This window comes from Micromonospora sp. LZ34, from assembly GCF_052981855.1.
This window is the reverse complement of sequence record NZ_JBRIQN010000002.1, coordinates 33,238-44,632: the sequence shown is the minus strand read 5'-3', so window position 1 is coordinate 44,632 and position 11,395 is coordinate 33,238. Positions and strand designations below refer to the sequence as shown.

Sequence of the window (11,395 nt, the reverse complement as noted above, 5' to 3'; positions counted from 1 at the left end):
CGGGCCGGGTCTCGGCCGGCCGGGGGGCGGGCATCGCCGCTGCGGTGGGTCTACGGTGATGGTGTGCACGACGAGCCCATCGACCCGTTCAACGGCGACCCGGCCGATCCGGCAGCGGGCCTGCACGATCCCGGCGACGACGCCCCGCTCGACCCGCTGACCGAGGGCGAACGACAGGACGTGCTGGAGGACCTTGCCGACCTGGAGATCTACCAGGCGCTGCTGGCGCCGATCGGGATCCGCGGGCTGGTGATCGAGTGTGAGGACTGCCGGGAACCGCACTACTTCGACTGGGACCTGCTCCGCGGCAACCTGCGCCACCTGCTCAGCTCCGGCCGGCCGCGGGTGCACGAGCCGGCCTACGACCCGGATCCGGACCACTACGTCACCTGGGACTACGCCCGCGGCTACGCCGACGGGGTGCACGACACGCTGACCGAGGGCACCGAGGACGAGCCCGGCTCCGGCGACTGACCGGCGCCCCGGCCGCGACGACGGGTGGGGCAGGTCACCTGATCGCCCCGGGTCGTGTTCGGGGATCAGGCCACCAGGCCGGCCCGGAAGCCGGCGGCCACCGCGTGCGCCCGGTCCCGAGCGCCGAGCTTGCGGAAGAGCCGGCGGGCGTGCGTCTTGACGGTGTCCTCCGAGACGAACAGCTCGCGGCCGATCTCGGCGTTGCTCTTGCCCTCCGCCATGCCGAGCAGCACCTGGAGTTCCCGCTCGGTCAGCCCGACCGGCGGCCGGCCGGACCGGGCACCCGGTGCGCCCCGCCGGGCCTCCGGCGCGGTCTCCTCCGGCTCGCCGGCGGCCGGCTCGGCCGGGTCGTCACCACGCTGCACCGGCACCACCGCCGGGGCGCCGCCAGCCTCGACCGAGCCGGAGGGCCAGGGCGGTCCGGGCTCACCGGGCGACCGGCCGCCCGCCGCCGGGCGGGTCGGGCCGCCGACCGCGGCGGTGTCCCGGGCCGGGTCGGTGATCCGGTGCCGGGCCGTGCGGCCGGGCGCGGAGAGCAGCAGCAGGGCCTTGGCCACCGCGCTGGTCAGGTCGTGGTCGGCGCCCTGGATCAGGCCCCGGGCGCCGGCGCTGATGGTGGCGGCCGCGGCCTCCGACTCCTCCGTCCCGAGCAGCACCACGGCGGCCTGCGGCGCGCGGGCCAGCACCCGGCGGACGAAGCCGGCGCTGTCCGGCCGGGTGAGCGCCGTGTCGGCGAGCACCACGTCGGCCGGGCGCTCGGCCAGACGCAGCATCACTTCCGGATCGGAGACAGCGGTCCGGACGACCGCCGACAGCCCGAGCCGGGCCGCCGCCGAGGTCAGGTGCTGGGCGGCGAGCGGTGTCCGAACGCACACAAGAACCGTACGCACTGTGGTCTCCTCTCCGCCCATGAGCAGACCATGTCCGGGCGCGCCCCCGAGGGGGTTCCCGGCAATCCTCCGAACTTTTCCGACAGTTAGGGCATATGCGGCAACTTGCCGGAAGTTTTCGATCACAGAAGTGTGAGTCGGCAACTGCTCGGGTACCGGAAGGTCCAGGCCGGGAACGGTGCGCCTGCGCGGCCCGCCGCCCGGTAGCCGGCCAAGAAGATCTCGCGGTGCCGCGCGGGAGGAGGGGTGCTGATGTCGAACGTACGTAGACTGCCCGGACCCATCGTCGATCTCTGGGACTGGCAGCGACTCGGTGCCTGCCGGGGCCGCGACAGCGCCCAGTTCTTCCACCCGGACGGCGAGCGCGGCTCCTCCCGCCTGCGCCGGGAATCCGGCGCCAAGGCGGTCTGCCGCACCTGCCCGGTACGCGCCGAGTGCGCCGCGCACGCGCTCTCGGTCCGCGAGCCGTACGGCGTGTGGGGCGGCTTCAGCGAGTCCGAGCGGCTGCGGCTGCTCGCCATGGGTTGGGAGGACCTGGCCGACCGCCGGCAGACCCGGGTCGACGTGGCCCGGCTGGAGGCCCGGCTGGGCGGGCCGCACAAGTCGGCCGTCCCTGCCCAGCGCAAGATCGCCTGAGCCGACCCGCCACCCCCGCACACCGTCCGTCGACGCCGCGCCCCGCACCGGGGCGCGGCGTCGGCGCGCGGGTCCGAATCAACCCTCCCGGAGGCCCCGGCCCGTACGGTCGCCGGGGTCTGTCCTGCGGTCGGCTTCCGGCCGAGGCCCCGGGAGTGCGTGGTGTGATGGCACGGTGGAGCTCCGGGAGATGCGGGCGTTCGTCGCGGTCGTCGAGGATGGGAGCCTCTCCGCGGCGGCCCGGCGGTTGCACCTGAGCCAGCCCGCGCTGTCCCAGACCGTCAACGCGCTGGAACGGCAACTCGGCGTGCAGCTGCTGACCCGCGGTAGCACCGGGGTGCGGGCCACCGAGGCGGGCATGACCCTGCTCACCGAGGCCCGGGCGGTGCTCGCCCGGCACGACCGGGCGGTGGCCGCGGTCACCCGGCACACCGCGGCGGGCGGCAGCGTGCTCCGGCTCGGGATCCCGCTCGAACTCCCCGCCGACCTGCTGTCCCGGCCGCTCGCCGACCTCGCCGCGGCTTATCCGGGCACCCGGGTGCAGGCCCGCCACCTGTCCACCGCGGCGCAGCTCACCGCGCTGCGCGCCGGCGAACTCGACCTCGGGCTGGTCCGGGAACACCCGATCGGCCCCGACCTGGACGCCGTCCTGGTCGTCGAGGAACGGCTGGGCGTCCTGCTCGCCGCCGACCAGGCCGCGGCGCTCGCCGGGCCGGAGGGAATCCGGCTGGACGCCCTCGCCGGCCTCGACTGGGTCGGTTTCCCCCGCTCCGGCAGCCCCGCCTGGTACGACGAACTCACCGCGATCCTGCGCAGCCACGGCCTCGACCTCGGACCCACCGCGCCGGAAGGTCAGGAGCTGATCGCCGAGGTCAAGCTCGCGGCGGTGACCGCCGGGGGTGCCTTCGCGTTGGCCCCGCCCGGCTGGTCGCCGCCGCTGCCGGCGGCGGTCACCTGGTCGCCGCTGGTGGGGCATCCCCTCGTCCGCCGGACCTGGGCGGCATGGCCGGCCAGCTCGCACCGGCGCGACCTCGGCCACCTCGTCGCCGCGCTAGAGGTCCGCGTGCCCTGAGTCCGCGTCCGCCACCGGCCCAGCCGCCGCCCCGCCCCCGGACCGCTTATGGCGGCCATAAGTCGCTCGACCAGCCGGGCGGGAAACTCCGGACTCCGCCGCGACTTGCACCCACTGGTCGGGACAGGCCCGACCGCCGCTGATCAGCGGAACTGAATGTGGGTGAAGGAACGATGACAGAACTGCGGGGCAGGTCGGCGCTGGTGACCGGGGGCAACAGCGGCATCGGCCGGGCGACCGCCGTCGCGCTCGCCCGGCTCGGTGCGCACGTGGTGATCTCCGGTCGGGACGCGGCCCGGGGTGAGCAGGTGGTCCGGGACATCCACGCGGCCGGTGGCCGGGCCGACCTCGTGGCCGCCGACCTGCGGGACGAAGCCTCCGCCCGGGAGCTCGCGGCGCGGACCAGGGAGCTGGTCGGGCACGTGGACATCCTGGTCAACAACGCCGGGATCTACCCGTTCGGCCCGACCGACCAGACCAGCGAGCAGAGCTTCGACGCGGTGTACGCGCTGAACGTGAAGGTGCCGTACTTCCTGGTCGCCGAGTTCGCGCCGGAGATGGCGAAGCGCGGCCGGGGCGCGATCGTCAACCTGACCACGATGGTCGCCGAGTTCGGCATGGCGGGGATGGCCCTCTACGGGTCGAGCAAGGCCGCGCTGGTGCTGCTCACCAAGTCCTGGGCCGCCGAGTACGGGCCGCAGGGGGTGCGGGTCAACGCGGTCAGCCCCGGCCCCACCCGGACGGAGGGCACCGCCGGGATGGGTGGGACCTCGACCAGTTGGCGGCGACCGTGCCCGCCGGCCGGCCCGGGTCGCCCGAGGAGATCGCGGAGGCGATCGCCTTCCTGGCCACCGACCGGTCGAGCTTCGTGCACGGTGCGGTCGTGCCCGTCGACGGCGGACGCGTCGCCGTCTGATCCGGTCGGCCGGCCCGGCCCGCTCCACGGTGCTCCATCGTGGACGGGCCGGGCCGGCGCCGGTCAGCGGACGGTGACCTTGACGGTGTGCCAGCCGGTGGCGCCGTCCGGAGCGACCTCCTGCCGCCGGCCGGTCTGCGTCTCGCCGGTGCTGTCGGTCGCCCGGACCTGGAGGGTGTGCTCGCCCGGCGTGGCGTCCCACCGCCACGACCACTGCACCCAGGTGTCCACCGACACCGTGGCGGCCAACTCCGCCTCCTGCCACGGGCCCTCGTCGACCCGGACCTCCACCCGCCGGATGCCCCGCCGCTGTGCCCAGGCCACGCCGGCCACGATGATCGGACCGGCGGTGAGCCGGTTGCGCGGCCGGGGCGCGTCGATCCGCGACTGGGTCTTCACCGGTCCCTGCGCCGACCAGCCGCGCGGCACCCAGTACGCGTCGAAGTCGGCGAAGCTGGTCAGCTCCAGCTCGGTGACCCACTTGCAGGCCGAGACGTAGCCGTACAGGCCGGGCACCACCATCCGCACCGGAAAGCCGTGCTCGACCGGCAGCGGCTCGCCGTTCATGCCCACCGCCAGCAGCGCGTCCCGCCCGTCGCGCAGCACGGCGGTGGGGGTGCCGCAGGTCCAGCCGTCCACCGACCGCCCGACCACCTGGTCGGCGCCCTCCTCGGGCTCGACCTCGTCCAGCAGCTCCCGGATCGGCACCCCCAGCCAGCGGGCGTTGCCGATCAGGTCGCCGCCGACCTCGTTGGAGACGCAGGCCAGGGTCACGTACCGCTCCACCATCGGCCGGGCCAGCAGGTCGGCGAAGCTGAGCGTGAGCGGCCGGCGGACCCGGCCGTGGATGCGCAGCCGCCAGCTCTCCGGATCCACCTGCGGCACCACCAGCGCGGTGTCGATCCGGTAGAAGCCGAAGTTCGGCGTCACGTAGGGGGGCGAGCTGGGCCAGCGACAGGTCGGCCCCGGCCGGCACCGGTGGCGCCGCGGAGACCGGGGCGGGCAGCGTCACCGCCTGGCGGGCCGCCGAGACGCCCCGCCGCCCGGCCAGCCACCGCCCGCCCAGGCCGGCGACGGTGGCCGCGCCGAGCAGCGCCCCGGTTCCGGTGAGGAACCGCCGCCGGGACTCCGGGTGGGTGCTCTCCAGCGGCTCCCAGCCACCGGCGGGCCCCGGCTCCGCCGCGCGTTCCCGGCCCCTGCCGCGGGCCGGCCCGCCGCCGGTCCGGCACCCGCTGCCGGTTCGACCGTCGCCAGCCGGCCCTCGGGCTCACCCGCGGCCGGTCCGGCGTCCGCCGCCCCGGTCGACGCGGGGGCGGGCCGGGGCGCGGCGGAGGGCAGGGGTGCCGGTGGCGACCAGGGCCACGGGTCGAGTTCCAGCGGGCCGGCGATGAAGAGCCAGAGCACCAGCGCGCCCGCCCCGGCGCCGAGCAGCGCGGGCAGCGCGTCGGCCAGGTCCGCGCCGGCCCGGGTCAGCGCCGCGAACACCCCGAGCGCCGCGAAGGCGGCGATGCCGGCCAGGCCGACCGCCAGCCGGCGGACGGCCAGCACACCGAGCAGCGCGGCCACCGCGCCGAGCAGCAGCGCCGTCCCGACCAGCAGGGCGATCTTGTCGTACGTGCCGAACAGCGCGATGCCGAGCTGCTTGAGCGGCTCGGGCACGGTGTCGACCACCAGCCCGCCGACCGCTACCAGCGGAGCCGAGCGGGGGCCGGTCAGCACCGCCACCACCTCGGCGGAGCCGATCGCCACCGCGGCGGCGGTGAACCCGGCCAGCGCGGCGTACCGGCGCGTCGTGGTGCTCATCGGGCCAGTCTTTCCGACCGACCCGCGCGGCCGGTAGCCGCGTCAGCGTTCCGTAATGCCGGGAGGTGGCGGTTCCGGTCCGGGTCGTGCTACCGGGTCAGAAGCCCGGGCCGTGCTGGTGGCCGTGGCCGTGGCCGTGCGAGTGGCCGTGCCCACCGGCGGCCGGCTCCGGCTCCGCCGGCTTCTCCACCACGAGGCTCTCCGTGGTGAGCAGCAGGCCGGCGATGGAGGCGGCGTTGGTGACCGCGTTGCGGGTCACCTTCACCGGGTCCAGGATGCCGGCCTTGACCAGGTCGACGTACTCGCCGGCGGCGGCGTCGAGGCCGTTGCCCCACTCCTTGCCGGCGACCTTCTGCACCACCACGTAACCGTCGTGGCCGGCGTTCTGGGCGATCCAGCGCAGCGGCTCGACCAGCGCCTTGCGCACGATCGAGACGCCGACCTTCTCGTCACCGGTGAAGCCGAGGTCGTCGTCGAGCACCGGCAGGATCTGCGCCAGGGCGGCGCCACCGCCGGGGACGGTGCCCTCCTCGACCGCGGCCTTGGTCGCCGCGATGGCGTCCTCGATGCGGTGCTTGCGCTCCTTCATCTCGACCTCGGTCGCCGCGCCCACCTTGATCACGGCGATGCCGCCGGAGAGCTTCGCCAGCCGCTCGGCCAGCTTCTCCCGGTCCCACTCGGAATCCGAGGCCTCGATCTCCTTGCGGATCTGGGCCACCCGGTCGGCGACGTCGGAGGACTGGCCGCCGCCGTCGACGATGGTGGTGTTCTCCTTGTCGACCACCACGCGCCGGGCGGTGCCGAGCACCTCCAGACCGACCTGGTCGAGCTTGTAGCCCAGCTCGGGGGCGACCAGCTCGGCGCCGGTGAGGATCGCCATGTCCTGCAGCATCGCCTTGCGCCGGTCACCGAAGCCCGGGGCCTTGACCGCGCAGACCTTGAGGGTCTTGCGGATCGAGTTGACCACCAGGGTGGAGAGCGCCTGGCCCTCCACGTCCTCGGCGATGATCAGCAGCGGCTTGCTGTTCTGGAGGACCTTCTCCAGCAGCGGCAGCAGCTCCTCGATCGCGGAGATCTTCTGCGTGGTGATCAGGATGTACGCGTCCTCGAGGACCGACTCCTGCCCCTCCGCGTCGGTGACGAAGTTCGGCGAGATGAAGCCCTTGTCGAACTGGAGACCCTCGGTCACGTCCAGCTCGGTGTGCAGGGTGGAGCCCTCCTCGACGGTGATGACACCGTCGCGGCCGACCTTCTCCATCGCCTCGGCGATCAGTTCGCCGATGGTGGCGTCCTGCGCGGAGATCGTCGCCACGTGCGCGATCGACTCCTTGCCGGCGACCTCGACGGCCCGGCCGAGCAGCGCCTCGGAGACCTTGGCGGCCGCCGCGTCGATGCCCCGCTTGAGGCCGGCCGGGTTGGCCCCGGCGGTCACGTTGCGCAGGCCCTCGCGGACCATCGCCTGGGCCAGCACGGTCGCGGTGGTGGTCCCGTCGCCGGCGACGTCGTTGGTCTTGGTCGCCACCTCCTTGACCAGCTGCGCGCCGAGGTTCTCGTACGGGTTGGTGAGCTCGATCTCCTTGGCGATGGTCACACCATCGTTGGTGATCGTCGGCGCACCGAATTTCTTGTCCAGGACGACGTTGCGCCCGCGCGGGCCGAGGGTGACCTTGACCGCGTCCGCGAGGGCGTTGACACCATGCTCCAGCAGGTGTCGGGCGTCGTCCGAGAAGCTCAGGATCTTCGCCATGAATGTCCCTTCGAAGCGACGCTGCCCCGGCCCGGCGAGCCGGACCGGGGCAACGACACTGATCGGTTGCTTACTTCTCGATGACCGCGAGGACGTCGCGGGCGGAGAGCACCAGGTACTCCTCGCCGGCGTACTTGACCTCGGTGCCGCCGTACTTCGAGTAGATGACGGTGTCGCCGACCTTGACGTCAACCGGGATCCGGTTGCCGGAGTCGTCGACGCGCCCCGGGCCGACAGCGAGGACGGTGCCCTCCTGCGGCTTCTCCTTGGCGGTGTCGGGGATCACGATGCCCGACGCCGTGGTGGTCTCAGCCTCGTTCGCCTGGACCAGGATCCGGTCCTCGAGCGGCTTGATCGCAACCTTGGTCGCGGTAGTCACGGGCATACCCTCCTGGGGTACTGGTTTCGTTGCCGGCCGGCGAGCCGACCAGCGTCAATCTGCCACATGCCACCGGGCGGGGCCGTCGTCGCGGGTGCCGGTCCGCCTGGTGCTCAGCGCCCGGACCGAGCGGTCCGGAAGCTGGCACCCTCAGGGTGAGAGTGCTAATCGCAGGTTATTCCTCGGCTAGCACTCCGTCAAGGAGAGTGCCAACCCGCTGGTCGGCGCGTCGGATCGGGCGGCCAGAATGGCCGGGTGGATCTCGACCAGCTCGCCGCGCTGCGTACGCCCGAGGGGTCGGCCGCGCTCGCCGCGGCGGCCGAGGTGGCCGGCGGCGACCCGCTGGCCGCGGCGTCCGCGCTCCGCTCGGCCGGTGTCCCGGCCGGGCTCGCCGCCGCCGCGTTGACCCAGGTCGAGCTGCGCCGCCGGGCGGCCGGCAAGTTCGGTCCCGAGGCCGCCGGCATGTTCCTCACCCGCCCGGGGCTGGAGCAGGCAACCCGCCGGGTGGTCGCCGACCGGCGGGCCGGGCGGTTGCGCGCCGCCGGCGTGCGCACCATCGCCGACCTCGGGTGCGGCCTCGGCGCGGACGCGCTCGCCGCCGCCCGCGCCGGGATCCGGGTGTACGGCGTGGAGGCCGACCCGCTGACCGCCGCGATGGCCGCCGCGAACGCCGAGGCGGCCGGCCTGGCCGAGCTGTTCACGGTCGAGTGCGGTGATGCCACCGAGTTCGACGTCGGCCGGGTCGACGCGGTCTTCTGCGACCCGGCGCGGCGCAGGGCGGGCACGGGCCGGCGCATCTTCGACCCGAACGCCTACTCGCCGCCGTGGGACTTCGTCGTCGGGCTGGCCGAGCGGGTGCCGTACACCGTGGTGAAGGTGGCCCCCGGGCTCGACCACGCGCTGATCCCGGCGGGCGCCGAAGCGGAATGGGTCAGTGTGGACGGCGACCTGGTCGAGGCGGCCCTCTGGTGCGGGCGGCTCGCCGAGGTCCCCCGCCGGGCCACCGTGCTGCGCGGCGAGGTCGCGCACGTGCTCACCGGCACCGGCGACCGGGAAGCGGCGGTCGGGCCGGTCCGCCGCTTCCTGCACGACCCGGATGCGGCGGTCGTCCGCGCCCACCTGGTCGCCGAACTGGCCGACGCCGTCGGCGCCACGCTGGCCGATCCGGGGATCGCCTACCTCTACGCCGACGCGCCGGCCGCCACGCCGTTCGCCCGCCGCCTGGCGGTCACCGACGTGCTGCCGTTCTCGCTGAAGCGGCTGCGCGCCCTGCTCCGCGAGCGGCGGGTGGGCCGGGTGGAGATCCTCAAGCGCGGCTCGGCGCTGGAGCCGGAGCGGCTGCGCCGCGACCTGAAACTCGACGGGGACGGGTCGGCCAGCCTGGTGCTGACCCGGGTGGCCGGGGCGCCGACGGTCCTGGTCTGCCAGCCCGTACCGGCGGCCTGACCCGATCGGCCGGCGCGGCGCCGTGGGTATCCGGTGGCCCGCGGGCCGGGGGCCCCGCTAGCTTGTCGGTCATGGCGGGACAGGGAACGCCGGCGACGGCGCTGCTGGCGAAGCGGAAGATCGCACACAGCACCCATCCGTACGACGTCTCCCCGGACGCCCCGAACTACGGCGCGCTGGTCGCCGCGGCGCTCGGCGTACCGCCGGAGCGGGTGTTCAAGTCGCTGGTCACCGAGGTCGACGGGGCGCTCACCGTGGCGGTCGTGCCGGTCACCGGCGAGCTGGACCTGAAGGCGCTCGCCGCGACGGTCGGCGGCAAGCGGGCGGCGTTGGCCGACCGTACGGTCGCCGAGCGGACCACCGGCTACGTCCGGGGCGGGATCAGCCCGCTGGGCCAGCGCAAGCGCCTGCCCACCGTGCTCGACTCGTCGGCGCTGGACTTCCCGACGATCTACGTCTCCGCCGGCCGGCGGGGCCTCCAGCTCGAACTCGCCCCGGCCGACCTGGTGGCGCTGACCGGCGCGCACACCGCCCCGGTCGCCGGCCGCTGACCTTTCGCCCGCACCGCCCGGATCGGCACCGGTCACTCTCCCGGACGATCTCGGTAACTCAGGGTGATTTTTCCCACCCCGTCGCTCCCGTTCCGCCGGTGCCCCTGGTGCCGGCGGGGCGACGGAGCGCCAACGGGACGCCCGTGAGAGCGATTTCCGCCCTGGTGACCAGGCGGCTACCGGCGCGTTGCTGAATTGTTACCGCCCCCAACAAACTCGCCTTCACGGCACCCTTGTGGTCGGGTCCGTGAGCGGAATACGTTGCCGGGCACAACAAAACATCACCTACCCCCACCCTCGAAAGGACCCTGCACATGCGCAAGGGCTTCCTCACCTTCGCCGCCGTGGGCCTGCTGGCCGTCGGCAGCGTGGCCGCCTGCGGCGACGAGTCCGGCAGCGGTGACCAGGCCGGCGGCGACAAGACCCCGAAGATCGGTGTCATCCTCCCGGACAGCAAGTCCTCCGCCCGCTGGGAGGGCGCGGACCGCAAGTTCCTGGAGGAGGCGTTCAAGACCGCCGGTGTCCAGTACGACATCCAGAACGCCCAGGGCGACAAGACCCAGTTCCAGACCATCGCCGACCAGATGATCACCAACGGCGTCACCGCCCTGATGATCGTCAACCTGGACTCCGGCACCGGCAAGGCCGTGCTGGACAAGGCCAAGTCGCAGGGCGTGGCGACCATCGACTACGACCGGCTCACCCTGGGCGGCTCGGCCGAGTACTACGTCAGCTTCGACAACGAGGCCGTCGGCAAGCTCCAGGGCGAGGGTCTGGCCAAGTGCCTGACCGACAAGGGTGTCAAGAACCCGGCGGTGAGCTACCTCAACGGCTCGCCGACCGACAACAACGCCACCCTGTTCAAGAACGGGTACGACTCGATCCTCAAGCCGAAGTTCGACTCGAAGGAGTACACCAAGGTCGCGGACGACTCCGTGCCGGACTGGGACAACGCCCAGGCCGCGACGATCTTCGAGCAGCAGCTCACCCAGGCCAAGGGCAAGATCGACGGCGTCCTCGCCGCCAACGACGGCCTGGGCAACGCCGCCATCTCGGTGCTGAAGAAGAACAAGCTCAACGGGAAGGTCCCGGTCACCGGCCAGGACGCCACCCCGCAGGGTCTGCAGAACATCCTCGCCGGCGACCAGTGCATGACCGTCTACAAGGCGATCAAGGAGGAGGCGAAGGCCGCCTCCGACCTGGCCATCGCGCTGGCCAAGGGTGAGAAGAAGGAGACCGGCCAGACGGTCAAGGACCCGGAGGGCGGCCGCGACGTCGCCGCCGTGCTGCTCACCCCGAAGGCGATCTACAAGGAGAACGTCAAGGACGTGATCGCCGACGGCTTCGTCACCAAGGACGAGGTCTGCTCCGGGGCGTACGCCAAGCTCTGCGCCGACGCCGGCATCAGCTGACCGACGCCCCGCGTCGCACCCGCCGAGGCGAGCCGCCCGGCACGGGATCCATCCCGTGCCGGGCGGCAC

Annotated in this window: 10 protein-coding genes and 2 pseudogenes; 8 read left to right on the top strand and 4 right to left on the bottom strand. The window is 73.7% G+C overall.

Going from position 1 to position 11,395, the window contains the following annotated elements; genetic code table 11:
- Positions 1-63 precede the first annotated feature (63 nt).
- Positions 64-474: a DUF5319 domain-containing protein gene (locus ACVCAH_RS02535; protein ID WP_447134405.1), complete on the top strand. Its 411-nt coding sequence runs from the start codon at positions 64-66 to the stop codon at positions 472-474.
- Between the two features lie 65 nt (positions 475-539).
- Here the strand turns inward: ACVCAH_RS02535 and ACVCAH_RS02530 are convergent, their stop codons facing one another.
- Positions 540-1,364 (bottom strand): LuxR C-terminal-related transcriptional regulator, encoded by an 825-nt coding sequence (locus ACVCAH_RS02530; RefSeq protein WP_447134404.1) that lies wholly within the window; start codon positions 1,362-1,364, stop codon positions 540-542.
- A 252-nt stretch (positions 1,365-1,616) separates the two neighbouring features.
- Between ACVCAH_RS02530 and ACVCAH_RS02525 the strand changes: the two genes are divergently transcribed.
- The 4 genes and pseudogenes from ACVCAH_RS02525 (at position 1,617) to ACVCAH_RS02510 (ending at position 3,988) form a co-directional block, all read left to right on the top strand.
- Entirely contained in the window at positions 1,617-2,000 is a 384-nt protein-coding gene (locus ACVCAH_RS02525) for a WhiB family transcriptional regulator (RefSeq protein WP_447134403.1), read from the top strand.
- A gap of 175 nt (positions 2,001-2,175) precedes the next feature.
- A complete protein-coding gene (locus ACVCAH_RS02520; protein ID WP_447134402.1) occupies positions 2,176-3,072 on the top strand; it encodes a LysR substrate-binding domain-containing protein in 897 nt (298 codons plus the stop codon).
- A 173-nt stretch (positions 3,073-3,245) separates the two neighbouring features.
- A pseudogene (locus ACVCAH_RS02515) lies at positions 3,246-3,782 on the top strand (SDR family NAD(P)-dependent oxidoreductase); the annotation flags it as partial.
- Positions 3,783-3,850: 68 nt separating this feature from the next.
- Entirely contained in the window at positions 3,851-3,988 is a 138-nt protein-coding gene (locus ACVCAH_RS02510) for an SDR family oxidoreductase (protein WP_447134401.1), read from the top strand.
- Between the two features lie 63 nt (positions 3,989-4,051).
- Here the strand turns inward: ACVCAH_RS02510 and ACVCAH_RS02505 are convergent.
- The 3 genes and pseudogenes from ACVCAH_RS02505 to groES all read right to left on the bottom strand — a co-directional run bounded on the left by ACVCAH_RS02505 (position 4,052) and on the right by groES (position 7,923).
- Positions 4,052-5,791: pseudogene (locus tag ACVCAH_RS02505) on the bottom strand (molybdopterin-dependent oxidoreductase).
- A gap of 97 nt (positions 5,792-5,888) precedes the next feature.
- Positions 5,889-7,538 (bottom strand): chaperonin GroEL, encoded by a 1,650-nt coding sequence (gene groL / locus ACVCAH_RS02500; protein WP_447134400.1) that lies wholly within the window; start codon positions 7,536-7,538, stop codon positions 5,889-5,891.
- 70 nt (positions 7,539-7,608) lie between these two features.
- Positions 7,609-7,923: a co-chaperone GroES gene (groES, locus tag ACVCAH_RS02495; protein WP_377437469.1), complete on the bottom strand. Its 315-nt coding sequence runs from the start codon at positions 7,921-7,923 to the stop codon at positions 7,609-7,611.
- A 249-nt stretch (positions 7,924-8,172) separates the two neighbouring features.
- Here groES and ACVCAH_RS02490 point away from each other — a divergent pair, with 249 nt between their 5' ends.
- From ACVCAH_RS02490 to ACVCAH_RS02480, 3 genes are all read left to right on the top strand, one after another.
- On the top strand, positions 8,173-9,363 hold the full coding sequence (locus tag ACVCAH_RS02490; protein WP_447134399.1) for a THUMP-like domain-containing protein: 1,191 nt from the start codon (positions 8,173-8,175) through the stop codon (positions 9,361-9,363).
- A 71-nt stretch (positions 9,364-9,434) separates the two neighbouring features.
- A complete protein-coding gene (gene ybaK, locus ACVCAH_RS02485; RefSeq protein ID WP_447134398.1) occupies positions 9,435-9,914 on the top strand; it encodes a Cys-tRNA(Pro) deacylase in 480 nt (159 codons plus the stop codon).
- A 314-nt stretch (positions 9,915-10,228) separates the two neighbouring features.
- Positions 10,229-11,326, top strand: coding sequence for a sugar ABC transporter substrate-binding protein (locus ACVCAH_RS02480; protein ID WP_447134397.1), 1,098 nt, complete (start codon positions 10,229-10,231; stop codon positions 11,324-11,326).
- Positions 11,327-11,395: the final 69 nt, after the last annotated feature.

Excerpts from the sequence above, each read along its gene's own strand:
- ACVCAH_RS02525 (WP_447134403.1), top strand. The coding sequence starts at position 1,617 with ATGTCGAACGTACGTAGACTGCCCGGACCCATCGTCGATCTCTGGGAC.
- groL (WP_447134400.1), bottom strand. The coding sequence starts at position 7,538 with ATGGCGAAGATCCTGAGCTTCTCGGACGACGCCCGACACCTGCTGGAG.
- groES (WP_377437469.1), bottom strand. The coding sequence starts at position 7,923 with ATGCCCGTGACTACCGCGACCAAGGTTGCGATCAAGCCGCTCGAGGAC.
- ybaK (WP_447134398.1), top strand. The coding sequence starts at position 9,435 with ATGGCGGGACAGGGAACGCCGGCGACGGCGCTGCTGGCGAAGCGGAAG.
- ACVCAH_RS02480 (WP_447134397.1), top strand. The coding sequence starts at position 10,229 with ATGCGCAAGGGCTTCCTCACCTTCGCCGCCGTGGGCCTGCTGGCCGTC.